This window comes from Pseudoflavonifractor sp. An44 (assembly GCF_002161675.1).
Taxonomy (GTDB): Bacteria; Bacillota; Clostridia; order Oscillospirales; family Oscillospiraceae; genus Enterenecus; species Enterenecus faecium.
Genome location: NZ_NFIH01000014.1, coordinates 50,445 through 73,194, shown reverse-complemented (window position 1 = coordinate 73,194; position 22,750 = coordinate 50,445). Strand labels below are relative to the sequence as shown.

Annotated in this window: 23 protein-coding genes, 2 tRNA genes and 3 pseudogenes; 21 read left to right on the top strand and 7 right to left on the bottom strand. The window is 53.1% G+C overall.

Annotation, left to right across the window (positions count from 1 at the left end; genetic code table 11):
* Positions 1 to 62 precede the first annotated feature (62 nt).
* A complete protein-coding gene (locus B5F98_RS08120) occupies positions 63 to 2,393 on the top strand; it encodes a glycoside hydrolase family 3 N-terminal domain-containing protein (RefSeq protein ID WP_087371250.1) in 2,331 nt (776 codons plus the stop codon).
* Positions 2,394 to 2,462: 69 nt separating this feature from the next.
* On the opposite strand, the gene B5F98_RS08115 is transcribed toward B5F98_RS08120, so the two are convergent.
* From B5F98_RS08115 to B5F98_RS08100, 4 genes are read right to left on the bottom strand one after another with little or no spacing between them, the layout of a single operon-like run.
* Positions 2,463 to 3,023, bottom strand: a complete 561-nt coding sequence (locus B5F98_RS08115) for an ATP-binding cassette domain-containing protein (RefSeq protein ID WP_087371247.1) — start codon at positions 3,021 to 3,023, stop codon at positions 2,463 to 2,465.
* Positions 3,020 to 3,775: an ABC transporter permease subunit gene (locus B5F98_RS08110; protein ID WP_087371244.1), complete on the bottom strand. Its 756-nt coding sequence runs from the start codon at positions 3,773 to 3,775 to the stop codon at positions 3,020 to 3,022. Before B5F98_RS08110 ends, B5F98_RS08115 begins: the two co-directional genes overlap by 4 nt.
* On the bottom strand, positions 3,765 to 4,805 hold the full coding sequence (locus tag B5F98_RS08105; RefSeq protein ID WP_275532893.1) for an ABC transporter substrate-binding protein: 1,041 nt from the start codon (positions 4,803 to 4,805) through the stop codon (positions 3,765 to 3,767). Before B5F98_RS08105 ends, B5F98_RS08110 begins: the two co-directional genes overlap by 11 nt.
* Before the next feature lie 23 nt (positions 4,806 to 4,828).
* Positions 4,829 to 5,332 carry a GreA/GreB family elongation factor gene (locus tag B5F98_RS08100; RefSeq protein WP_087233569.1) on the bottom strand — a complete coding sequence of 168 codons (504 nt, stop codon included), beginning with the start codon at positions 5,330 to 5,332 and terminating at the stop codon, positions 4,829 to 4,831.
* A gap of 128 nt (positions 5,333 to 5,460) precedes the next feature.
* Between B5F98_RS08100 and B5F98_RS08095 the strand changes: the two genes are divergently transcribed.
* From B5F98_RS08095 to B5F98_RS08080, 4 genes are all read left to right on the top strand, one after another.
* Positions 5,461 to 5,547, top strand: a tRNA-Leu gene (locus B5F98_RS08095).
* A gap of 11 nt (positions 5,548 to 5,558) precedes the next feature.
* A tRNA-Met gene (locus B5F98_RS08090) sits at positions 5,559 to 5,635 on the top strand.
* A gap of 252 nt (positions 5,636 to 5,887) precedes the next feature.
* Entirely contained in the window at positions 5,888 to 6,445 is a 558-nt protein-coding gene (locus B5F98_RS08085) for a sigma-70 family RNA polymerase sigma factor (RefSeq protein ID WP_087371242.1), read from the top strand.
* Complete coding sequence (locus tag B5F98_RS08080) at positions 6,445 to 7,482, top strand: DUF4179 domain-containing protein (protein ID WP_143482766.1); 1,038 nt, start codon at positions 6,445 to 6,447, stop codon at positions 7,480 to 7,482. Before B5F98_RS08085 ends, B5F98_RS08080 begins: the two co-directional genes overlap by 1 nt.
* A gap of 52 nt (positions 7,483 to 7,534) precedes the next feature.
* Here the strand turns inward: B5F98_RS08080 and B5F98_RS08075 are convergent, their stop codons facing one another.
* The gene (locus tag B5F98_RS08075; protein ID WP_242961631.1) at positions 7,535 to 8,575 is read right to left on the bottom strand and encodes a site-specific integrase; all 1,041 of its coding nucleotides are present in this window, start codon (positions 8,573 to 8,575) and stop codon (positions 7,535 to 7,537) included.
* A gap of 564 nt (positions 8,576 to 9,139) precedes the next feature.
* On the opposite strand from B5F98_RS08075, the gene B5F98_RS08070 reads away from it, so the two are divergent.
* Together B5F98_RS08070 and B5F98_RS08065 are read left to right on the top strand one after the other, a co-directional pair.
* Positions 9,140 to 9,442, top strand: coding sequence for a nucleotidyltransferase domain-containing protein (locus B5F98_RS08070; RefSeq protein WP_242954931.1), 303 nt, complete (start codon positions 9,140 to 9,142; stop codon positions 9,440 to 9,442).
* A complete protein-coding gene (locus tag B5F98_RS08065) occupies positions 9,439 to 9,771 on the top strand; it encodes a HepT-like ribonuclease domain-containing protein (protein WP_087371236.1) in 333 nt (110 codons plus the stop codon). Before B5F98_RS08070 ends, B5F98_RS08065 begins: the two co-directional genes overlap by 4 nt.
* 486 nt (positions 9,772 to 10,257) lie before the next feature.
* On the opposite strand, the gene B5F98_RS08060 is transcribed toward B5F98_RS08065, so the two are convergent.
* Together B5F98_RS08060 and B5F98_RS12765 are read right to left on the bottom strand one after the other, a co-directional pair.
* A complete protein-coding gene (locus B5F98_RS08060; protein WP_087233599.1) occupies positions 10,258 to 11,016 on the bottom strand; it encodes a CPBP family intramembrane glutamic endopeptidase in 759 nt (252 codons plus the stop codon).
* 198 nt (positions 11,017 to 11,214) lie between these two features.
* Positions 11,215 to 11,391: pseudogene (locus B5F98_RS12765) on the bottom strand (site-specific integrase); the annotation flags it as partial.
* 260 nt (positions 11,392 to 11,651) lie between these two features.
* Here B5F98_RS12765 and B5F98_RS08055 point away from each other — a divergent pair.
* The 14 genes and pseudogenes from B5F98_RS08055 (at position 11,652) to B5F98_RS07985 (ending at position 22,646) form a co-directional block, all read left to right on the top strand.
* Complete coding sequence (locus B5F98_RS08055) at positions 11,652 to 12,170, top strand: DUF5720 family protein (protein ID WP_087371233.1); 519 nt, start codon at positions 11,652 to 11,654, stop codon at positions 12,168 to 12,170.
* Between the two features lie 42 nt (positions 12,171 to 12,212).
* Positions 12,213 to 13,094, top strand: a complete 882-nt coding sequence (locus B5F98_RS08050) for a DUF6017 domain-containing protein (RefSeq protein ID WP_087371229.1) — start codon at positions 12,213 to 12,215, stop codon at positions 13,092 to 13,094.
* 237 nt (positions 13,095 to 13,331) lie between these two features.
* Entirely contained in the window at positions 13,332 to 14,312 is a 981-nt protein-coding gene (locus B5F98_RS08040) for a toprim domain-containing protein (RefSeq protein ID WP_087371227.1), read from the top strand.
* 12 nt (positions 14,313 to 14,324) lie between these two features.
* The gene (locus tag B5F98_RS08035; protein ID WP_087182600.1) at positions 14,325 to 14,645 is read left to right on the top strand and encodes an XRE family transcriptional regulator; all 321 of its coding nucleotides are present in this window, start codon (positions 14,325 to 14,327) and stop codon (positions 14,643 to 14,645) included.
* Positions 14,608 to 15,302: pseudogene (locus B5F98_RS13525) on the top strand (DUF6674 family protein). Before B5F98_RS08035 ends, B5F98_RS13525 begins: the two are co-directional and overlap by 38 nt.
* Positions 15,303 to 15,307: 5 nt before the next feature.
* Positions 15,308 to 15,565 (top strand): hypothetical protein, encoded by a 258-nt coding sequence (locus tag B5F98_RS08025; RefSeq protein ID WP_143482765.1) that lies wholly within the window; start codon positions 15,308 to 15,310, stop codon positions 15,563 to 15,565.
* On the top strand, positions 15,543 to 17,615 hold the full coding sequence (locus tag B5F98_RS08020; protein ID WP_087371221.1) for an LPD1 domain-containing protein: 2,073 nt from the start codon (positions 15,543 to 15,545) through the stop codon (positions 17,613 to 17,615). Before B5F98_RS08025 ends, B5F98_RS08020 begins: the two co-directional genes overlap by 23 nt.
* Before the next feature lie 13 nt (positions 17,616 to 17,628).
* Positions 17,629 to 18,435, top strand: coding sequence for a hypothetical protein (locus B5F98_RS08015; RefSeq protein ID WP_087371217.1), 807 nt, complete (start codon positions 17,629 to 17,631; stop codon positions 18,433 to 18,435).
* A complete protein-coding gene (locus tag B5F98_RS08010; protein WP_087371214.1) occupies positions 18,432 to 18,857 on the top strand; it encodes a DUF3846 domain-containing protein in 426 nt (141 codons plus the stop codon). The genes B5F98_RS08015 and B5F98_RS08010 overlap by 4 nt, the downstream gene beginning before the upstream one ends.
* 14 nt (positions 18,858 to 18,871) lie before the next feature.
* Positions 18,872 to 19,678 (top strand): hypothetical protein, encoded by an 807-nt coding sequence (locus tag B5F98_RS08005; RefSeq protein ID WP_087371211.1) that lies wholly within the window; start codon positions 18,872 to 18,874, stop codon positions 19,676 to 19,678.
* Between the two features lie 36 nt (positions 19,679 to 19,714).
* Entirely contained in the window at positions 19,715 to 20,185 is a 471-nt protein-coding gene (locus B5F98_RS08000) for a PcfB family protein (RefSeq protein ID WP_087242585.1), read from the top strand.
* Positions 20,182 to 20,481 (top strand): annotated as a pseudogene (locus tag B5F98_RS07995) (type IV secretory system conjugative DNA transfer family protein); the annotation flags it as partial. The gene B5F98_RS08000 and the pseudogene B5F98_RS07995, both read left to right, overlap by 4 nt.
* A gap of 56 nt (positions 20,482 to 20,537) precedes the next feature.
* Complete coding sequence (locus tag B5F98_RS07990; protein WP_206197938.1) at positions 20,538 to 22,388, top strand: recombinase family protein; 1,851 nt, start codon at positions 20,538 to 20,540, stop codon at positions 22,386 to 22,388.
* Between the two features lie 78 nt (positions 22,389 to 22,466).
* Entirely contained in the window at positions 22,467 to 22,646 is a 180-nt protein-coding gene (locus B5F98_RS07985) for a transposon-encoded TnpW family protein (RefSeq protein WP_005930684.1), read from the top strand.
* Positions 22,647 to 22,750: the final 104 nt, after the last annotated feature.

Genomic DNA, 22,750 nt, shown 5'->3' with positions numbered 1-22,750 from the left:
TTTTGCGTTATAATGTCTAATGCGCAAAAGGGGGAAACCCCGTTGAAAGGAGAGAATGTACTATGGACAAAAGAAAACTCTTGCAAAGAGTGGGTGCCTGTGCCTTAGCCGCGGCCATGTGCGTCCCATTCCTGGCCCCCACCCGGGCCAGCGCCGCCTCCTCCCGTGTGGAGGAGATCCTGGGCAACATGACCCTGAAGCAAAAGGTGGAGCAGATGCTCATGCCCGACTTCCGGGACTGGTCCACCACCGGAGAGGGCACCGCCCCTGACTTCACCGTGATGAACGATCAGGTGGCCCAGGTGCTCCAGGACCACGACTTTGGCGGCGTCATCCTCTTCGCCGACAACGTCAAGACCACCGAGCAGAGCTTCAACCTGGTTCAGGACCTGCAGGCGGAGAACCTGGAGGGCAAGGACAGCCCGGTGCCCATGCTCATCGGCATTGACCAGGAGGGCGGCATTGTGTACCGTCTGGGCTCCGGCAGCGCTCTGCCCGGCAACATGGCCGTGGGCGCCACCGGCGACACCGAGTACGCCAAGCGGGCCGGCGCCATCATCGGCCGCGAGCTCAGCGCCCTGGGCATCAACACCGACTTTGCCCCTGTGGTGGATGTGAACAACAACCCCAATAACCCCGTCATCGGCCTGCGCTCCTTCGGCGACGACCCCGACAAGGTGGCTGACTTCGCCGTGGCCATGATCGAGGGCATCAACTCCTCCAACGTGATCACCGCCGCCAAGCACTTCCCCGGCCACGGTGACACCGCCACCGACTCCCACACCGGCCTGCCCGTGGTGAACAAGAGCTATGAGGAGCTCAAGAACATGGAGCTGGTCCCCTTCCAGGCCGCTATGGATGCGGGCACCGACATGTTCATGGTGGCCCACATCGCCTATCCCCAGATTGACCCCACCATGAAGGACGGCAACTACATCCCCGCCACGGTCTCCAAGAAGTTCCTGACCGACATCGCACGCGGTGACATGGGTTACGACGGCGTTCTCATCACCGATGCCATGAACATGGCAGGTCTGGCCAATTTGTACACTCAGTCCGAGGCCTGCATCGAGTCCATCAAGGCTGGTATGGACATTCTGCTCATGCCCTGCGTGCTGGATCGGAACAGCAGCGTGGACAACCTGGACCAGATCATCGCCGACATCATGGCCGCTGTGGGGTCCGGTGAGATTCCCCAGAGCCGTATCGACGAGGCCGTCACCCGCATCCTGACCCTGAAGGAGAAGCGCGGCATTCTGGACTACGACCCCGCCGACTACTCCCTGGAGAAGGCTCTGGCCGCCGTGGGTTCCGACGAGAACCGCCAGGAGGAGCGGGAAATCTCCGCCGCCGGTGTCACCGTGGTGAAGAACGAGGACAACACTCTGCCCATCCGCACCAAGGGCGGTGAGAAGGTGCTGCTGGTGGGTGCCTACTCCAACGAGGCCCCGGGCCTGGAGCTGGGCTTCCGCCGCGCTCAGGCTGCCGGTCTGGTGGACGGCGTGGAGTATGAGTCCCTGATCTACTACAACGCCGACGAGGCCACCCAGGCCCAGATCAAGGACAAGATCGCCGAGAGCGACTACGTCATCGTCATCTCCGAGCTCAGCGGCTCCTCCATGAAGCCGGGCACCTGGAAGCGGGACATGCCCGAAATGATCGTGAACACCGCCCACGAGCTGGGCAAGAAGTCCGTGGTCATGAGCATCTCCCACCCCTATGACGTGCAGTTCTACGACAATGCCGACGCCATCATGGCCGTGTACGGCAACAAGGGCATGGACCCCACCGAGGGTCTGGTGCCTGACGCCGCCTTTGGTCCCAACGTCCCCGCCGGTGTGGAAGTGGCCTTCGGCATCTTCCCCGCCCAGGGCACTCTGCCTGTGAACATCATGGAGTATGACGAGGAGCAGGGCGCTTTCACCGACAACGTCTTTGCTCTCAACGGCCAGACCTATGCCAACGGCTACGGCCTGAGCTACAACGCTCTCTCTGTGGGCGACAAGGGCGAGATCACCGCTGTGCTGGGCAGCATCGCCGGCATGGATTCCTCCCTGTACACTCAGGAGTCCTGGACTGCGCTCCAGGGCGTGGTGAAGGAGGCCTCCGACCTGCTGACCTACAGCGCCCTGACCACCGATGAGGTGGCCGCTATGGTCTCCAAGCTCAACGACGCCATTGCCGCTCTGGAAGAGGTGGTCACTCCCACTGTGGAGCCCACCGCTCAGCCTACCGTGGAGCCCACCGCTCAGCCTACCGCCAAGCCCTCTGAGAAGCCCGACGTGCCTCAGACTGGCGACTCCGCCCAGGTGCTGTGGTATGTGGCCGCTCTGGCCTCCGCTGTGGTGTGCCTGGGTGCCGCCACCGTGGCCTACAAGCGCAGCCGCCGCTAATCCCTAACAGACAAAAAAGTACGGTCAGCTTTCGCTGACCGTACTTTTTTGCTATAAATCTCGTTTTATTTACTTGAGCTCCACCACTCGGTCACAGCTCTGGGCCAAGTGGGGCTCGTGGGCCACCAAAATCACCGGCTTGCCCAGGTCTTTCAGCCGCTGCAAGATACGCTGCGCCCGCTGAGGGTCCACTCCGGTAAAGGGCTCGTCCAACAGTAGAACTTCCCGCTCCAGAGCCAGACACCGCCCCAGGGCCAGCCGCCGGGCCATACCGCCGGACAGGGCGGCAGGGTAGCTCCCCTCCTCCCCCTCCAGCTCCACCAGGGACAGCCAATGCTCAGGCTCCACGGCGGGATAGCGGGGGGCCACATCGGTGAGGTGTTGGAGCACTGTGCGCCAGGGCAGTAGGCGGTTTTCTTGAAAGAGAAAGGCGGTCTCTGCGGGGTTCAGGCCGGAGATTTTCCCCTGTTGAGGCTGCATCAGCCCGCCCAGCACCCGCAGCAGAGTGGTCTTGCCGCACCCGGATGGACCCACCAGGGCGGTGACCCCGGACCGGGGAATGGAGAGGCTCACGTCATCCAGGGCCACCTTGTCCCCGTATCGTACCGTGAGATGTTCCACCTGTATCATGTCGCACCCTCCCCTCTGGGTTTCAGCCACAGCCCCAGCAGCCCCTCCAGAACCAGGGAGAGAACCACAATCACCGCCGTCCAGGCAAACAGTTCCGGGGTCTCCAGGGCCTGCCGGGCCTGTTGAATGCTGGAGCCGATGGCGAATTTGGGCGGACAGAGCACCTCGGCGGCCACCCCGGACTTCCAGGCCAGACCAAAGCCGTTGAGCAGGGCGGCGGTGAAGTGGGGGCGCAGAGAGGGCAGGTAAATGAGGCGCAGGGTCTTGAGGCGGGAGAAGCCATAGGCCCGGGCCAGCTCCAGCAGCTGTCCGTCCACCGCCTTGAGCCCCGCCGTCAGGCTGCCCCACACCACCGGGAGCACCATCATTCCCGCGATGAGTCCGGGAATGTTGGCCCGGGCCACCCATAAGTAGACCAGCAAAATAAAGCACACCACCGGGGTAGCCCGCAGCACCCGGATGGCAGGGGAGAAAATCCGGTCCGCCCAGGTGGAAAAGTGGGTGAGAAAGGCCAACAGAGTGCCCAGCACCACCCCGCCCACCAGGCCGCATACCACCCGGGTCAGGGTGGACACCGCAGACAGCCAGAACTCCCCGGTCTGGCTCAGCTCCACCAGACACGCCGCCACCGAGGCCGGGGAGGGCAGCAGCAGGTCCCGCCCCACCCACCAAGAGGCCAGCTGCCATACCCCCAGCCAGACGGCCAGGGGTATGGCAACCCGGAACAGTGTTTTCTTTCCCTTAGGGGACATAGTAGATGTCGTCATCCGGCAGCTTTCCGCCCACTGCGGTGGGGTCGATGGAGTAGAGTACCTCATAGTAGCCGCTGATGGCGGGTTTCATGTCTTCCCCGGACAAAAACACCAGGTTGCACTGGGGGATGGCTTTCTGAGCGATGGCGGCGGAGGGGGCGATGCCCAGGTCTGCCACCAGCTGCCCCGCCTCCTCCGGGTTCTCCTTTACATAGGTGACGGAAGCCTCATACTCCTCCAGGAAGGCGTCCACCGCCTGGGGGTGCTCGGCCAGGAAGTCCGCCCGGGCCACCACAGCGGACATGATGAGTTGGCTGCCGTTGTCCAGGTCGTTCCAGGCCGTGGTGAGGTCGATGGCGTCCCGGACGCTGCCCTTGCTCTGGGCGATGGCGGCAGTGGCAGCGGGCACGGGGAGCATAGCCGTCTCAATCTCCCCGGAAATCAGCTTGGCGCTGATCTCGGTGGCGTCGGCAAAGACGATCTCCACGTCCTTGTCCGGGTCCAAGCCATTCTCGGTGAGCAGGTGGCGGAGGATATACTCCGGGTTGGCCCCCTGTCCGGTGGCATAGATGGTCTTGCCCTTCAAATCCTTCATGGACTGGATGGCGGTGCCGTTGCTCCCCTCCAGAATGTGGAGCACACCCTGGGTGCCCAGGGCCAGAATCTTCACATCCCCTTCGGTCTTGTTGTACAGGTTGGCGGCCACGTTGGAGGCCACCATGGCGATGTCATACTCCCCTTCGGCGGCGGTGAGCCCCGCCACCACCTCGTTGTTGTCGGAGGCCACGGTGTAGGTGTAGTGGTTGACGGTGTCGCCGTTGTCGCTGCCCGACAGCAGCTTGGCCGCTCCAATGCCTGTGGGGCCGGAGAGCACTGCCAGGCGCACGTTCTCACCCTGGAATACCTCTTGGGTGGGCTGGTCGGTGGGCTGGGTGGTGGTCTCGGCGGCCTTGGGGCCGGAGCAGGCGGCCAGGCTCAGGGACAGGGCCCCGGCCAGCACCGCAGCAAGTAGCGTTTTCATCTTCTTCATGGTTCTTCTTCCTTTCTATCCAATTAGAAGGACACCAGGGGGGCCTCCCCGTTGTCCTCGCCGGGCTCAATGGCCCGGATGATCACGTCATAGCCGTAGTTGTCGTTGACCTGTACCGTTACCCGGTCCCCCACCCGGCGGCCCAACACCGCCCGGCCCACTGGGGACTCCTTGCTCACCAAGCCCTTGAGGGCGTCCTGGCGCATGGTGGTGACGATCTGGATGACCATCTCCTCCTCGTCGTCCTCCACGTAGAGGGTGACTTTGTCGTACAGCCCCACCGTCCCCTCCTGGGATTTGTCCGAGATGATGGTGGCGGTGCGGATGACGTTCTCCAGGTACCGGCACCGGCTGTCATTGCGGTTTTTCTCCTGCTTGGCGGCCTTGTACTCGAAGTTCTCGCTGAGGTCGCCGAAGGCCCGGGCCTCCTTCACCGCCTCGATGAGTTTGGGCCGCAGCTCAAACCGCCGGTGATACAGCTCCTGGCGCATCAGTTCAATGTCCTTTTCGGTCAATTCCTTTCCCATAGCTGGTTCCTCCTATTCTCACCCAGTTTGGCACACCCCCGCTCTGCCGTCAAGAAGAATTTTTCCCGATTTTAAAATTTTCTCTTGACACAGCCCCGGGGCCATGGTATTATAATTCTTGCCCACGGGCCGGAGTGGCGGAATTGGCAGACGCCCGGGACTTAAAATCCCGTGGGAGAAATCCCGTGCCGGTTCGATCCCGGTCTCCGGCACCACAATTTTATATCGCGGGGTAGAGCAGTTTGGTAGCTCGTCGGGCTCATAACCCGGAGGTCGTAGGTTCAAATCCTGCCCCCGCAACCAGAAAACCGCTGGAATCGCAAGATTCCGGCGGTTTTATTTTGTTTCTCTGCACTTTTTCAGTTGCTTGATTTTTATAGCTTTCCTTTGACCCAGATTTTGACCCATACGGGAGTTTGGAACGGTTATTGAGTATAATGTGCGGGAACATTTTAGAGATTTCAGCAGAAGAGAACACGAAAAGTTGTAACCTACTTATTTGAATTACGAGTAGTTTGTTGAAAGGCCTTATCAAATGGAGAATGGAGGCAACCAATGGAGGACGTCCACATTATTGAACTTTTCTGGGCAAGATCAGAAACAGCCATAGGCGCAACTTCTGCAAAGTACGGAAAATACTGCTATACCATAGCCTACAACATTCTTGCCAATGCAGAGGATGCAGACGAAAGTGTCAATGATACATACCTGAACGCTTGGAATAGTATTCCGCCACATCGTCCGTCTAACCTAGCAACTTTTTTGGGGAAAATTACGCGCCGGATTGCCATAGATAAGTGGAGATCACGCAGTGCAGAAAAGCGAGGTGGCGGGGAGATTCCTCTGGCACTGGATGAATTGTCTGACTGTGTTCCTGCGAAATCGAGTGTTGAGCAGGAGGTAGAAACCGAAGAGCTGGAACAAGTAATGAATGACTTTGTTATGGCTCTGCCAATTACTGAGCGCCGAGTCTTTATCTGCCGATACTGGTATCTTGATTCCATTTCTTCAATAAGTCAACAGTTTGGCTTTTCTCAGAGCAAGGTGAAAGTAATGTTGCACCGGACACGCAAAGACTTAAGAATCTATTTGCATAGAAAGGGTGTTATTTGATGGATAGTAATCATATTCTGAACGCCATGGGAGCAATCGATGATAATGCAATCCTTGATGCCAAATCTTATCAAAGGCCCAAATCCCACCGCTGGTTACGATGGGGAGCGTGGGCTGCTTGTATATGCCTTGTGATTTCACTTTCCATACCTACAATGGCTGCAAAAATCCCTTCATTTTATAATGTCCTTTATGAAATTTCTCCGGCTACCGCACAATTTTTCAAACCGGTTCAGAGATCTTGCGAAAGTCAAGGAATTCAAATGGAGGTAGTTGCATCTTACATCCATGAGGACACGGCAGAGATTTACGTTTCACTGCAAGATCTGGAAGGTGATCGATTGAGTGAATCGACAGACCTTTTTGACAGCTATTCCATCCATACGCCATTTGATTGCACTTCAAATTGCACATTGGTAAGTTATGATCCGAATACTAAAACAGCAACATTCTTGATTACGATTGAACAGTGGGGAAACGTCGATATTGTGGGCGATAAGCTCACATTCTCCGTTAGAGAGCTTTTGGGCCAGAAGGAAGAACATAAGGGAACAATCAACGATGTTGATTTAGGTCATATTACCTTGAGCACATCGACTCAAGCAGTGTCTTCACGGGGAATGAGTGGAGATGAATACGTGGCAGAAAATGAATACGCTGATAGCTCAACCGGTGTCGTTGTGCTGAAATCCAACGGAAGAATTGCTTCGCCGACCGGTGGTGTAGCCCTGACCGGCATAGGCTATATTGATGGGAAGCTCCATGTGCAGGTTTATTATGAGGACATTTTGAAAACCGATAATCATGGATTTATTAAACTCATCAATAAGAATACAGGTGAAAGCATTGATTGCTATGGCTCAGTCTCCTTTTTTGATGAGGAACAGAGAGGAAGTTATACGGATTACGTTTTCACGAATATCCCTATGGAAACATTAGGAGAGTATGAGTTATACGGAGAATTTGTTACTTCTTCTGGGAGCATTGAAGGAGATTGGAGCATTACTTTCCCTTTGCATACTGTGGACAACAGATAACGACACTGGGGTCGATAAGGAAGCGTAGATCAGTTACGACAAGAGGAAACCGTCACGGTGAAATGCTGCCAGACAGTATGTTTTCCATAGTCTTTGCCGCTTGACGCTGGGCAGCACTGGTAATGTGGGCGTAAGTGTCCAGGGTAAACCCTGCGGAGAAGTGGCCCAGCATCCCGGACACGGTCTTCACATCTACCCCGTTTTGCAGCACCAGGGTGGCGAAGGTGTGGCGTAAGTCGTGGAACCGCACCTTGGGCAGACCTGCCCGTTTCAGCACTCGGTGGAGCATATGCAGCACACTGTCCGGGGAGATGGGACCGCCATTGGGGGACGGGAACACCCAGTGGCTGTTGCCCACCTTCTTTCTCTGTTCTCTCAGAACGCTTACCGTATCCTCTGCCAGGGGCAGGGTACGGTAGGCGTTTTTTGTTTTCAGGGGTGCTTCCACCACTTCCCCGTTGATTCGGAAAACTTGCCGCCGCACCCGGAGGTCACCCCGTTCTAAATCAATATCTTCCCATTTCAGCCCCAGTAACTCGCCCCGCCGCAGACCTGTGGCCAGTTCCAGATAGTACAGCTCAAACACGCCGCTATCCCTGGCCTCCCGGAAGAAGGAGGCCAGCTGTACTGTGGTCAGGTTTTTCATCTCCTGGTGTTCCACCCGGGGCAGGGCGCAGCCCTCCGCTGGATTGGCGAGGATCAGCCGCTGCTCCTGCGCTAACTTTAGAGCAGAGGATAGAATTTGGTGGATGTTTCGCACCGTTTTTGCACTGAGCCCTTTGGGCTGTCCCTTGGCCTCCAGCCGGTCTACCCTGCCCTGGGCCAGCAGCTTTTTGTAGAGCTTCTGTAAGTCCAGAGAAGTGAGTTTTTCCAGCGGAATATCTCCAATGTTGGGGCGAATGTGGTTTTGGATGTAGCCCTGGTAGGTCTGGTGGGAGGAGGGCCGGACTTTGATCTTGGCATAGTCCTGGAACCACACCTCCATCCACTCCCCCACCGTGTACTTCCCCGCCTTGGTGATGTCCAGCGCTTGGGTTTCCCCGATGGCCTGTTTCAGTTTCTCCTTCACCTCTGCCTGGGTTTTGCCCAGCACATTCTTGTAGATGGCTTTCCCCGTCTCCGGGTCATGCCCTGCCGTGTATCGGCCTTCCCAGCGTCCGTCTTTTCGCTTGCGGATGCTGCCTTCGCCGTTGGCTCATTTCTTTGCCATGTGTGTCGCCTCCTTTGTAACGACACAGCATACCACAGAATTCTGAAATAGCCAGGGAACACAGGCAGAGTTAAGAGAAAGTTATCAATTTCCACAGCGGGGCTTTTCATTGTTAACACTGTGCTAGTTTTGGACAGGATGCCTTGCACAAGGCATATAAGTATTTTATAATGGAGTAAATTCCCGTGCCACCACCTTCAATAGCAAATGCCCGCACTGCGGGCATTTGTGGCCGGAGAGGGGGCGGTCACGCCCCCTCTCCTTTCTCCTGCTTTTCTTTCGTCGACTGCCATCTGCCCTGCAAATAGGCCAAAATTCCCCCCTGAGTTGTAAACACGGCACTGCCATGGTACACTGATTACAGAAAATGATGCCGCTTTTATTTCTTCAACCCCCATGGTATAATATTTTCAGAAGCACACCAACCACAAAAGGAGGTATGCAGCTATGTCTGAACAAATTTACTCCCTGAATGAGATTTCTGCGGTGGTATTGACCTTATTGAAAAAGTATCATGCAGAGCGGGCCATCCTGTTTGGCTCCTACGCCCGTCAAGAGGCAGATGCTTCCTCGGACATTGATTTGATTGTTGTGGGGGGCAAGAATTTTGATCCCACCGATGTGCTGTGCATTGCAGAGGAACTACACATGACACTGAACAAGCCCGTTGATGTGTTTGAGCTTAGGGAAATCAATCCTGATTCCACCTTCTACGATACGATTATGGGGGAGGGCGTACAAATCGCATGAAGTACAGTGACGAGCAACGAATCGCCAAGATTCAGGAAACCACGGAGAAATTGCTGAACTACATCAGCCGGGAAAACATTACCCCCGAACGAATCTTTCACGAGGAGCCCATCCAATGGGCGGTGACAACTCCCCTGTACAACATCGGGGAACATGTGGCCAACCTGACCGCTGAGTTCAAACAGGAACACAACACCATTCCGTGGGTGAAAATTGCCGGACTGAGACATCGGCTGGTTCACCACTACGAGGACACCAACTGGACGGTCATCTGCGCCATTATCTATGATGTCCTTCCAAAGTTCCTGGAGGAGCTGAAACAGCTTTGACCCAAACCCTGACCCCTACGGAGTCTGGACTGCGTGGAGCCAACGAAACACACAGGGTCAAACTGCATACGCATTCTGAGCAAACAGGGCTGAAAAGCATCCAACGGGGCCAAAAGCATCAACGATCCGCAGCTCATAACCCGGAGGTCGTAGGTTCAAATCCTGCCCCCGCAACCATAAATCCCAGATGCGAAAGCATCTGGGATTTCCTTTTTCCCTATTCACTCTTCACTATTCACTTATTTCTCCCGAATTTTAGGACTTTTTCGGTAGTTTGGATTTGTGATGGCTTCCCTCCCCTGGTAGTGTCAAAACGGCACTAAACTGGCTTGACCCAAACCGTGACCCATACGGGAGTTTGGAGCGGTGAGAGCTGGATTTTCCCGGAGAGGATGCGCCAGAACATAATCTACAACACCGGCAGCTACTCACAAAGTAAAAGCACCCCTGGACTAGCCGTGCAGGACTGCTATGTAAAAATTGGCCTTACTGGGACAAATTCGAAATTTTCATTTTCTTATCTTCGTCATACCATAGGTATATGGAATAGACCAACATAACAATGAGCCCCAACACCAATACTGGATTTAGCTTAACAACAAACACGGATAAAAGCGTATTTATCAGTCCGTGAAAGACATTACAAGCGAAAACACATTGTGTCTTTTTATAAATCGCAGCCAGCCAAAAACTTAATATTACTGCAAGGATTAAAAATAACAAAAAATCCATATTTTGTTGAGATGAGCCTTCCACAAACCAAAGCGGAATATGCCAAACGCCCCATACCACACCTGTAATTACGGTCGCTATTTGAAAATTATACTTTTTCTCTAATAGAGGCTGCATTGTACCACGCCAACCCAATTCTTCTTCTCCTCCATATATAAATACGGCTTGAAGAAAAACGACTGGTACCAGATACCACGGCAGTACCGAATTAAATTCCATCGACGAAATCCCAATTGTTACTATTGCCATAACAGACAGTATCCAAAAACAGGTCATCGATTTCTTTTTTCCATGAAACACAAACTTTTTCACAGAATCGAATGTCAATTTCTCGTCTATTAGAAGTAAGGCTGCGATTGTCGGTCCAAACCCGCCTATAATATGCAAAATGGTACCTATTGGATGTGTGAACGAAATAATGCACAATTTCGTTAAAGCAGCAAGACTAATCCAAGCTATACCTGTGATAGAAAATGTAATTATTAGAAAATACATCAAACGATTTTTGTGCATTTTCGCATTCCACCTCCGCAACATGAAACTATTTATTGTTATCATACCACATCCAGCCATCCATGTCACCAATGCTCCTAAATTTTGTGTAAGACAGCCCATAGAGTGTCTTGAGATTGTAATTTGAAGTGGCCCTCCCTACGCCCCCATTACTCTGGAAACCTTACAAAACTCCAGGCAGAAGTTTTCAAGCAACAATCAAGTCTGGATTGTCCCCGCCAGCACACTCCCCATAGTCTTTGCCGCCTGTCGCTGGGCTGCACTGGTGATATGGGCGTAGGTGTCCAGGGTGAAACCTGCGGAAAAGTGTCCCAGCATCCCGGACACCGTTTTTACGTCCACCCCGTTTTGTAGGGCCAAGGTGGCAAAGGTGTGCCCTTACGGTATAATAAAGACAAACGGAAAAACCCAGTGTTTTCAAGGGTTTCAGCGTTTGTCGTTGCCTATTCAATTCCTTTTCCAACCTTGATAGTCAACGAAAAATCTGTCGAATGATGGGAGGTGTTACCTAAAAGACAAAATTGAATATTACAGCAGCGGTGCGGTGTTTTACCGGACCGCTGTTTGTCAGGGCGTTTCATCTGATCTGATGGGCGCCCTTTTTTTGCGCCCATTTTCAGAAGGAGGAAATTCACATGGAACTTAACGAAGAAGAAAAAAGGCAGTTGTTTCAGGTTGACGGCGACTGCCAGGCCAAAGTGCTGGATGAACTGTATATGACAGCCCGTTTTACCCGTAACCCGGAGCAGCGTGATATGGTGCGGGGCCTCATGGCAAAGCTGCGGGTTCTGTCGGATGAACAGTGCATGGATCTGGTGAAGGATATTCAGAAGAACTACCACTTGCCTTACCCTCGCACTATGGGCGAGCGGATCGCATTGGCCCGGCAGCAATCCGGGGCTGAAAAACTGAAAGGCCATGACATTATGGCTCTGGAGCGGTTTGACTCGCAGGTACGCCACATGGTTGTCTTTGATGTGCTTTCTTTTGAATCCCCTGTCGGCTATAAAGGCGATAAGATGCGCCTGTTTCTCACGGATGAAGGGTATCAGAAAGCGTTGGAGAATCAGGAACGCGGCTTTATCAAGCTAAAGAACCATGCCAAGGTACACAATGGCTATTTGAATTACGACCATAAAGACAGAGATTTGTAGCTGCTGCTCAGTATAAAGACTTGCCAGGAAGGAGGATGTCAAATGGCAGTGTTCAGAGTTGAAAAGACAAAAGATTTTACGGTCATGTCCAATCACCATCTTCGGAATGTGTCGCTGTCTTTGAAGGCAAAGGGGCTGCTGTCGTTGATGTTGTCCTTGCCTGATAATTGGGACTATACGACTAAGGGGCTGGCCCATATCTGTAAAGATGGGGTGGATTCTATCAGCAGTGCGATCAAGGAGCTGGAAAAGCAAGGGTATCTTACCCGGCAGCGGCTCCGTGACGCGCATGGCAGGCTGGGCGATATTGAGTATGTCATCCATGAGAAACCTGTGCCTCCTGATGAGCAGGACGCTATTCTGCCACCTAAACGGGAAAATCCAAGACAGGTAAATCCAAGACAGGTAAAACCTGTTTTGGGAAAACCTGAACAGGAAAAACCCGCCCAATTAAATATACAAGAATCAATTACTGAAAAATCAATTACGGATATATCAAATATCCATCAATCAATCTATCCGGCCTCTGGAGGAACGCCTGATGGTAACACGGAGATGGATAGGGATAGGATTGATAGGATAGATACCTACCGGGAGATTATCAAAGAAAATATTGAATTTGAGGCTCTTGTCCACCGGTATGGGTATGAGCGTGTGGACGAACTGGTTGAGCTGATGCTGCAGACGGTCCTCTCCCAGCGGCCATATATCCGCATTGCCGGTGATGACTACCCCCGTGAGGTGGTAAAAAGCCGCTTCCTGAAAGTGAACTTCTCTCATGTGGAGTATGTGTTCGACTGCCTGGATAATAACACGACCAAGGTTCGGAATATCAAGTCCTATCTGCTGGCGGCTCTCTATAACGCCCCGGCTACCATGGACAGCTATTACCGGGCCGAAGTCAATCACGATCTTTACGGCTAAAGGGGGATGCTTCTATGGGCAAAAGAAACGGACGCCCGGTATATGCTTCCAGACGGGAGGAAAAGCGTCCTCAAACCGAAAAAATGTATTGCACGATGAAACCGGATTGTGCAGGCTGCCCTTTTCCTTCACATGGTTTTGTGTGCTGGAGTACGGACGGGAGCTGCCTGCGTACTCACATGAAAAAATTACAGAAAGGAGGCCGAGCGCCATGAAAATCCATGAAACGCCGAAACAATGCCGAGCTTGACTCAGGAACAGATCATCCAGGCAAGGGAGACAGATCTGTTAGATTATCTGCTTTCCCACGAAAGCGGTGTGCTGAAACGGGAAGGCGCCAATTACCGCCATAGGGAGCATGACAGCCTGGTTTATGTGGCGAGCAAGAATTACTGGTACTGGAACAGCCGTGGCCGAAAGATCAATGCCGTGGATTACCTCATGGAAATCCGGGGGTACAGCTTTGTGGATGCTGTGGAGCGGCTGGCAGGCTGCGGCACCCCTACTGTTTCTCATTATACAGCTTCCGGCAGCCGGGAACAGCGGAAACCGGTGGAGAAAAAGCCTTTCCGCCTCCCCTGGGTAAAGCGGTGTGCCACCTTTGCTGTTTCTTATCTCCAACGCCGGGGAGTCCATTCGGACATCATCAGACGGTGTATGCAGTTGGGCCTATTCTATGAGTCCCGCTATAACAACGAGGCGGTTTGCGTTTTTGTTGGTCGGGATGATACCGGTACGGGCCGATTTGCCTGCGTCCGCGGAATTGCAGGTGACTTGAAAAAGGACATCAGCGGCAGTGATAAGCGGTTTAGCTTCTGCTATCCGCCGGATCAGCCAGGCAGCCGCCACCTGGCGGTTTTTGAGGCTCCGATTGACGCCCTCTCCCATGCTACGCTCCAAAAGCTGGAGGGCTGGCAATGGAATGGCTACCGGCTTTCCCTGGGTGGGACCTCTCCTGTGGCACTGGTCGCTTTCCTGGAGCGCCACCCGGAGATCACCCGCGTTGCCCTCTATTTGGACAATGACCTTGCGGGCCGGGTCAACGCCCGGAAAATCAAGGCACTGCTGAAATCAGACCAGAGATTTTCCAAAATCCGGGTGTCTGTCAATCCTCCCCGCAGCGGGAAAGACTACAACGAGAAATTACAGCGCACACTTCAAGCGATCCGCGAAGAAAAACACGCCAGCCGCCAGAAACAGGCGGCTGTTTCAATTTAGGAGGAAAACCCAATGAATAACGACAAATCCGCGATTCAGGTAATCGCCGGGGCTGCCCGCTGCCCGGAGTACAGCCCGTCCATGGTTAAGGCTTTGATGAAAAAGCTGGAAACCAATGAAAAAGCCTTTGCTCTGCTGATGAATGTCACCCCTTCCACGGTGCGCCTCTGGACAACGGGTGCGGCCCGTCCCTGCAGCATGGCCCGGAGGCTGATGCAGATTTATGAATCCGGGCCGGAAATCGTAAGTAAGATTGCCGGGGAAAGCTGCCCGGAGAAAGGAGGACGCCAAACGAGTGAAGCGAAGGAACAAACAGCTTCTTGTGGAAAATGAGTATGTGAAGGAATTGCTGGCCGTCCTGAAAGAGAACCCTTCCCCCAGCGGCAAGGATTTTGCTGAAATGGTTGCCCATGTTGGCGAACTGGAAAGCCGGTTGGCCGAGGCCGTAGAGGAATTGAAAACTATGCGCCAGGAGCTTCAACAGGTGCAGAACCGCTCTCTGAAAGCTGTGCTTCAAAAGAGCTGTAAATCGCTGGAGAATAATATCTCCAATATGCGCCAAAAGCTGGCGGAGCTGAAAGATCACATTATCGAAGGCTGCCAGAAAGCTCTTTCGGCTTTCAAAGAGCGCGGCACTTCTGCCCTGGATGGCCTTTCCCGCTTTTTCCATGTCAAACCCATGCTGGTGAATACCATCAGGCGGGCAGGCATTTGAAAAACATGGGCCGCGCCCTGGTGGGCAAAGAACCGGTGGCCGAGGTCAAAAGCCCCGGCAGGCTTTCTAAGGTGATTGCGGCTCCCTATAAGGCGGATCGTGCCTGCATGACCGCCGCCCAAAAGAGCATCGAAAAAGCCATTGACTGTGTAACCCGCTTGCAGGAATCCGCTGAACGCAGGCCCTCCGTTTTAAGGGCTATGCAGGAAAATGGCGAGAAGGTGCAGCCGCCAGCGAAAAAAGCTGTGCCTGCTGTAAGCAAAGCGGAACGGTAGGTGTCATGGCAATGGGATTGCTTGACACCCTTGCTGACCGGCTGGATGTATTCATTTCGGATCTGCGGCTTTGGTGTACGCTCCCCGCTTTCGGGATCATGCTTGAAATGGATAACCATTTATATCCCATATCTGAATGGAACAGGGCGCTGGCCTATCTGTCTGGAAGGCCATGCGCTTTTTCAAATGTGCCGGCGGCAAAAAAATATATACTCTCGCTGATAAAGGAGGTGGAGTTAGATGGCGAAAGAAACCGTACATGAAGATTTCGGTGAAAAGATCGGCGGCGCCAAAAAGGACCTTTGGGCAGCCCGCGGCCTGTATGTGGATGACCTGTTGGGGATGAACGAGCGCGAGGCCGATAAGTATGTAAAAAAAGATAATGTTTGGAAAAAGCCGGATTATAACGCCTTGATCCAATCCGGCGTCCCGGTGGATATTCTGTACTTTCGGAAAGTTGTGCGTGACAGCCTGAACGCCTCCCCACGTTATCTGCGTTCTGATGATACGCCGGAGAAGCGCCTGGCGCGGCAGAAAGAGTACATTGCAACCGTCCGTCAAGTGCAGGAAGCCGTTGAAAAGGTTCAGACAGTCCAGGAGGCTATGGGCGTGTTTGAAGCTCTTATCATCGGCGGCGGTTATTGTGAGCGTATTTCTCACGGGATCGGCGGCGGGTATATCCGGGCCACCCAAAAGGGGCGGGATAACCTGGTAATCACCGATAAGCTGGTAAATGCCCTCTATTTCCGTGGGACGCAGGACTTTGACAGGAAAATCGTTCGGGAGGCTGTAAAAAAGCAGTTTGGCGTTCCTGCCGAGCAAAAGATCCCCCGCGGGTACGATATTCGGTTCAATGATGGCAAAAGAACCTACTCGAAAAATAATGACTGGCTTCCCGATACCTACTATGTCACGAAGGGCTATACGATCCTGAAAACGAATTTTGCCACCCGTGAGGAAGCCTTGAAATGGGTTCAGGATCTTGCCCGGCAGCGCGGAGGCAGCGGAAAACAGCGATTTGTACCGCAGCAGCTTTCCCGCGTCCGGCGCACTGGCCCGGATTACCGTGGGAACCGTGATGTGATCGGGCAGGATTATCTTGACGCCTTTGCTTTCCGGGGCGGCGAGTTTGGAAACTGGATGACGCAGAATGACCGGCGCGCTTCCCTGAATATGGGGTTTGACGCTCTTAAAGACCTGGCGGCTGTCTTGCAGATCAGTGAAAAGGATATTTCCTACCAGGGAACGCTCTCGATTGCCTTTGGCGCCCGCGGCAGCGGAAATGCCGCCGCCCACTATGAACCGCTGCGGAAGGTCATCAATCTTACCAAAATGCACGGAGCCGGTTCACTGGCCCATGAGTGGTGGCATGGTCTTGATGATTACCTGGGCGTGAAAATGGGAGCAAAGGGATTTCTTTCTGAACATTCTCACCTGTATGAGCCATTCAAAAAGCTGATTGAAACCATGAAATATAAGCCGGAAACACCGGAGCAGGCCGCGGCCCGGACAGAGGCGCAGGTGGAGCGTACCCGGAAAAACGCGGCAAGCTGGCTGGATTCGGCGGTACTCACCCCGCTTAAACGGGTGGCAAATGACGAGATGCACATGGAGGCTTATGCGGTTCTTCGGGAAGAATTTCTTTTGGGTGTCCCCGGCTCTGTGGAACAGTTAAATGATTTCAAGAAATCTGTTACCGGGCGGGTGATTCCTAAGAGTGAGCGTGACCGGCTGGAGATTTTCGAGCGTATGCTGTCCGGGATGCAGACACAGGAACCTCCGCAGATTGGTCGTGTAGAAACGGATTTCTATAAAAACTCTATCCGTATGGGCAAAGAGTGCGAAAAGGACGGCGGCTATTGGGAAAGCAATACGGAGATGACCGCCAGAGCTTTCGCCTGCTATATCAAAGACAAGCTGGCGCCTGAAATTTCGGATTACCTGGCGGGCCACGCAGACAGCGCCGCTACTTTTGCCACCGGCAAGGATGGAGAAATAGAAATTCTGAAAGCCTTCCCGGAGGGCGAGGAACGCAAGGCCATCAATGCTGTTTTTGATGAAGTTTTTGCGGACCTAAAGCGGGAGCATTTTCTCACCCATTCCGATCACCCGCAGACATTGGAGGAAACTCGGCCAGTGGCCGAACCTACGCCTTCTCGTATGGATTCCATGCCGGTTATCACGGATGTAGAACAGCTTTCCCTCTTTGGCGGGGAGAAGCCTTCTATTTTAGGACAGCTTGCCGCTACTAAAGAGCAGAGCAAAACGCCAGCAGCACCAAAACAAAATAAGACCCATGAGCCGGAACTTTGATGGAGGTGAAAGATTGGAAGAAAATAAGGATTACCGTGTTTATCGTTATGGTGATGACTTAAAACCCGGATATGAATTAAAAGTGGAACATAGTGTTTCCTGCGAAAATGTAGATATTTCTGCTTTGATCGCCATGGGCACGGAAAGTTTGGAAGCCATGCGCCAGGGAAGCATTGATGGTGAGCAAAAAGCCTATGAGATCGTTTTGGCCGCGGCAAAGCAATGGGAACAGCAGGCGGTGGCGACACAGACCATCAACCGGGCGCTGGAATATCTGCGGACCCCGGAGGTTGCTCATACATCTAATCAGTGGCAATCAAAGGATAACTGGCGGGATAAAGAAGAAATCAGCAACCGTGTTTATAGGATGACTTGCAGCGTTTGGGAAGATACGAAATATGATCGGGAAACGAAACAGAGTGTGCCGGTTGCCTGGTATGTCACCTGGGATGTTTATGTAAATTCCCCTAAGAAGGGGTATGGAGAAAGAATTGCCGGGCAGAGTCAGAAACGCTATACAGACAAAAATGCTGCCATGAAGTATTTGGAGGGCCGGAAGAAAGCCTATTCCCATTTGTTCACAGAGATTTCCCCTCCGGTTCCAGATCAATACAAGCAGCATTTTACTGTACATGGCTCACTTTTGCCAGGATATACCGTGGAAGGACAGATGCCGGAAAAATCTGTAACTGCGCCTGGGCGTGATTCAGGTAAGCCAGAACGGGCTTCGGTTTTGGAAAAGCTCTCGGATGCAAAGAAGCAGGAAAAAGCAGCGCCGCCAAAGGCGCCTGATAAGAAAAAGGAGGATATTCATAGATGAAGGTTTTAATGGTTGAACCTGGGGAAATTCCCTATGAGGCAGACATCGAGCCGGGGCTGAGGTCTTTGCAGGCGGCGGTGGGCGGCAATATCCAGGCGGTGTACCCTTATGAGGACCCTGTGGCACTGATCTGTAATGAGGATGGAAAATTTATGGGGCTGCCTTTGAATCGTGCGCTGCGGGATGATACTGGCGAGATTTACGACATCATTGCCGGTAATTTTATTATCACCGGGCTTGGTGAAGAAAGTTTTTCAGATCTTTCCCCTGACCTGATGGAAAAATATAAGGAGCAATTTCTGGCGCCGGAGTCCTTTGTGCGGATCGGCGGCAAAATTCTCGCCGTCAAGCAGCCGGTTCCTGGGGCAGAAAATAAAGATATGACGCAAAAGCCGCCCCACAAATCCGGGCCGGAGCTTTAGGAAGGAGGTCAAAGATGCTGACAGCGACACGCGGCTCGTATGTGCTGGTGGTCCAGCAGGACGATTCCCCGTTCAATCCCCGTGAGGATGACAATTTTGGGAAAATGGTCTGCTTTCACCGGCAGTATAGCTTGGGCGACCATCATAATTACATAGATAAAGATGATTTTCTCCGGGATCTGTATCTGAAAACCGTGGGTGATGATGAACGGGGCGCCCACCGCTATGAGCGGGCGCTGGACCTGATGAATTACAAAATCAAAGCGCCTTTTGGTTCTCCTGATTATGAGCGTCAGGTGGATGAACGGCTGATGAAGGTGATCTCACAGAAATATCTTATGCTGCCGCTGTATCTTTACGACCACAGCGGCATTACGATGAATACCACGGGCTTCTCCTGCCCCTGGGACAGCGGGCAGGTCGGATGGATCTATGCCTCCAAAGAAGATGCCCTCCGGGAGTTTGGGGGCAAATCCTTTACTGCCGCTACCCGGAAGAAAGCCGAGGATTGTATGCGCGGTGAAGTGGAATGTTACGATTCCTACCTCCGTGGTGAGGCTTACGGTTTTGAACTGTATAAAGACGGCGAGCTGGAGGATAGCTGCTGGGGCTTTATCGGCAGTAACGAGGAAGCCATAAAAGGCATTGAGGATTACCTGCCTGACGAGTGCAGCGGCATGACCGGTGAGCTGGTGGAACGGGATTCTCCCCGTTCCATGTTAAAAATGTTTCTCGACCATGCCCGTGTGCAGGTAGCGCAGGCGGCCAAAGACTTTGAAAAAGCGCCCCGGCAGCAAGCCCTCCAAACGGAGGCCAGATGATTTTCTACCCATTATAAATGCGAAAGGAGGATGTGATTGCAGGAAGAACTTGAACGGAAATCCATTTCCGTAACTGTCCAGGCCACAAAGCTGACGGGCCGTGTGATGAAGGCTGCTATTGCCGCTGCCTTGCGAAAAATTGAAAAAGAGCGCAATACCCCAAAAGTGGGCCGGAACAGTATGCGCCGCCTTACGGCACAGACGCCGGACGCCCATAAGATCGAGGTTGAGGAACGGATTCGCTCTTTTGAGCGGTATGCAAAGAAATATAAGGTCCGTTACCATGTGGAGAAGGATGTCAGTGTTTCCCCTCCTAAATGGACCGTGTACTTTAAGGCCAATCAAGCCGATGCTATCGAAGCCGCCTTCAAGAAATATACGCAAAAGACGGTAAAACGTGAAAACAGGCCGTCCCTTCTCTCCCAGTTATCGAAATTCAAAGAGATGGCAAGGAAGATGGCCCGCGATCCTGTAAAGAACAAGGAGCATGGAGGGCCGGAGCGATGAAGATGACGGATATTCTGAAAAAATATGTGCTTCCGAACCTTCCTTATCTTATATTCCTTTGGTTCTTTGCCAAGGTTGGCGAAGCGGTGCGGCTGGCTCCCGGTGTTGACGCTTCCACAAAGCTGCTGGGACTGGCGGATGGTTTTACTCTGGCCTTTCAGACTTCTATGCCCGGCGCGGCGGTTGACTGGCTGATTGGGCTGATCGGCGCCGCAGTGGTTCGCCTGGTGGTTTATGTGAAAGGGAAAAATGCCAAAAAGTACAGGAAGGATGTGGAATACGGGAGCGCCCGCTGGAGTGCATAATTTTAAGTGTAAAGGACACCTACATGGACGCACAGGAGGTTATGCACATGACTGATTATAGCAAAATTACCGCCCTTTACTCCCGCCTTTCCGTGGGCGACGAGGACAGGGACGGCGGTGAGAGCAACAGCATACAGAACCAAAAAATCTTTTTGGAGAACTATGCCAGAGGACAGCACTTAACCAATATCCGGCACTACATTGACGATGACGAAAGCGGCAGATTTTTTGACCGTTCTGCCTATTCCCGCATGATGGACGATGTAGAAAACGGAAAAATCGGTGTCTGCATTATGAAAGACCTGACGCGCTGGGGGCGCGACTATCTCCAAGTTGGCAACGCTATGGAGATATTCAGACGGAACAATGTGCGCTTTATCGCGGTCAACAACGGGATAGACAGCGAGAAGCCCGACACATTGGAGTTTGCGCCCTTTATCAACATCATGTCGGAGTGGTACGCAAAGGACATCAGCAAGAAAGTAAAGACCGGCATTAAAACGAAGGGCATGAGCGGAAAGCCGATTGCCACCGAAGCCCCCTACGGCTATATGAAAGACCCGGACAACAAGGATTTTTGGATAATCGACGAGGAAGCCGCCGAGGTTGTGCGCCTTATTTTCCGTCTGTTTATCGGCGGGAAGAACCGCAACCAAATCGCCGTATATCTGACGCAGGAGCAAATCCCTACCCCTACTTTCTACATGAAAGACCGGGGACGGGGAACGTGTAAAAACAAGGCGCTCAATGAGGATAACCGCTACAAGTGGAACAAAGTCACCTTGACCCATATCCTCACGCGGCAGGAGTATTGCGGCGATGTAGTCAACTTCAAGACTACAAAGCATTTCCGGGACAAGCGGAACCACTATGTAGACCGGAGCCAATGGCAGATAACCGAAAATGTGCATGAGCCGATTATTGACCGCGCCGACTTTGAAACCGCACAGCGGATTTTGGAAAACGCGCCCGTCAGACGCCCCAACGGGGACGGGGAAATCCACCCTTTGTCGGGCTTGCTTTTCTGTAAGGATTGCGGCGCAAAAATGCACATCCGCATAGATTACAGGAACGGCGGCAAGCGGCATGTTGCCTATTGCAGCGAGTATCACAAGGGGAAAGCCAAAAACCCCAAGTGCCATTCCCCACACATCATCGACGCGGACTTGCTCATGCAGACCGTCGCGGAAGTGCTGAAGAAAATCGAGGACTACTCTATCAGCAACCGGGCGGAGTTTGAAGCCTTAGTGAAAAAGAACCTTGCCATGCAGCAGACCGACCAGACCAAGAAGCAGCAGAAACGTATCCCGCAAATCACGACACGCCTTGAACAGATTGACAAGGTGCTGAATAAGCTCTATGAGGACAACGCCCTCGGCACTATCCCGCAAGACCGCTATGAGCAAATGTCGCAAAAATATTCGGAAGAATACTACACACTGAAAACGGAGCTTGCCACACTCCAAGAGCAGCTATCCGCTTATGAGAACGCGGGAGGGCGGGCGCAGAAGTTTTTGAAGCTGACGGAACGCTATGCCGCCTTTACTGACCTGACCCCCGCCATTCTCAACGAGTTTATCAGCCGGATTGAAGTGCATGAGCGCGACAAGAAAAGGGCAAAACAGGCTGTTCAGCACATCGGGATATATTTTAACTATATCGGCAGATTTGAGAACGAAGTGACGCAGCTTGCAGAGCCTACGGAGCAGGAAGTCCGGCAAATGCGGGAGGAAATCGAAGAAGCCCAAAAGGAAAAGAGCCGCGCCTACCACCGGCAGTATTCAAGGGAGTACCGGGCGCGAAACCTTGAAAAGCAACGGGAATATGACCGCATGAAAGCGCGGGAATACCGGGCAAGGAGAAAGGCGCAGGCCGCCGCCGCAGCACCCGCACAGTAAAACAGAATACCGACAACTAAGAGGGATTTTCCGGGCTACGGGAAATCCCTTTTTCGCGCCCGGAGAAAGGAGCCGCCTATGGCAGAACAGACCCCCGACAGTATCATCACGACACAGAAGAACGGACAGACCATCGTTGCGGAATTGTTTTTCAATCACAGCGGCACAGAAACATTCCGCGACAAGCTGCTCAAAGTGATACTTGCCGACAGCTTGCAGGACGGTCAAGAGCCGGAAAAATCGGAAATTTTGCGATAACAGCCGCCCCGACGATACATTCCCCGTCCGGGCGGTTTTTATCGTCAAAAACGCCGTTTTCTCCAAGTCAAGAGCCGGAGAAAACACCCGAAAAATGCCCCTAT

Bases quoted from the DNA above. Each gene is read 5' to 3' on its own strand.
- B5F98_RS08040 (WP_087371227.1), top strand. From the start codon at position 13,332: ATGCCGAGCTTGACTCAGGAACAGATCATCCAGGCAAGGGAGACAGAT.
- B5F98_RS08035 (WP_087182600.1), top strand. From the start codon at position 14,325: ATGAATAACGACAAATCCGCGATTCAGGTAATCGCCGGGGCTGCCCGC.
- B5F98_RS08085 (WP_087371242.1), top strand. From the start codon at position 5,888: ATGGAGGACGTCCACATTATTGAACTTTTCTGGGCAAGATCAGAAACA.
- B5F98_RS08060 (WP_087233599.1), bottom strand. From the start codon at position 11,016: ATGCACAAAAATCGTTTGATGTATTTTCTAATAATTACATTTTCTATC.
- B5F98_RS08050 (WP_087371229.1), top strand. From the start codon at position 12,213: ATGGCAGTGTTCAGAGTTGAAAAGACAAAAGATTTTACGGTCATGTCC.
- B5F98_RS08010 (WP_087371214.1), top strand. From the start codon at position 18,432: ATGAAGGTTTTAATGGTTGAACCTGGGGAAATTCCCTATGAGGCAGAC.
- B5F98_RS08020 (WP_087371221.1), top strand. From the start codon at position 15,543: ATGGCGAAAGAAACCGTACATGAAGATTTCGGTGAAAAGATCGGCGGC.
- B5F98_RS07990 (WP_206197938.1), top strand. From the start codon at position 20,538: ATGACTGATTATAGCAAAATTACCGCCCTTTACTCCCGCCTTTCCGTG.
- B5F98_RS08080 (WP_143482766.1), top strand. From the start codon at position 6,445: ATGGATAGTAATCATATTCTGAACGCCATGGGAGCAATCGATGATAAT.
- B5F98_RS08055 (WP_087371233.1), top strand. From the start codon at position 11,652: ATGGAACTTAACGAAGAAGAAAAAAGGCAGTTGTTTCAGGTTGACGGC.
- B5F98_RS08025 (WP_143482765.1), top strand. From the start codon at position 15,308: ATGGCAATGGGATTGCTTGACACCCTTGCTGACCGGCTGGATGTATTC.
- B5F98_RS08110 (WP_087371244.1), bottom strand. From the start codon at position 3,775: ATGTCCCCTAAGGGAAAGAAAACACTGTTCCGGGTTGCCATACCCCTG.
- B5F98_RS08065 (WP_087371236.1), top strand. From the start codon at position 9,439: ATGAAGTACAGTGACGAGCAACGAATCGCCAAGATTCAGGAAACCACG.
- B5F98_RS08115 (WP_087371247.1), bottom strand. From the start codon at position 3,023: ATGATACAGGTGGAACATCTCACGGTACGATACGGGGACAAGGTGGCC.
- B5F98_RS08105 (WP_275532893.1), bottom strand. From the start codon at position 4,805: ATGAAGAAGATGAAAACGCTACTTGCTGCGGTGCTGGCCGGGGCCCTG.
- B5F98_RS08070 (WP_242954931.1), top strand. From the start codon at position 9,140: ATGTCTGAACAAATTTACTCCCTGAATGAGATTTCTGCGGTGGTATTG.
- B5F98_RS08005 (WP_087371211.1), top strand. From the start codon at position 18,872: ATGCTGACAGCGACACGCGGCTCGTATGTGCTGGTGGTCCAGCAGGAC.
- B5F98_RS08120 (WP_087371250.1), top strand. From the start codon at position 63: ATGGACAAAAGAAAACTCTTGCAAAGAGTGGGTGCCTGTGCCTTAGCC.
- B5F98_RS07985 (WP_005930684.1), top strand. From the start codon at position 22,467: ATGGCAGAACAGACCCCCGACAGTATCATCACGACACAGAAGAACGGA.
- B5F98_RS08100 (WP_087233569.1), bottom strand. From the start codon at position 5,332: ATGGGAAAGGAATTGACCGAAAAGGACATTGAACTGATGCGCCAGGAG.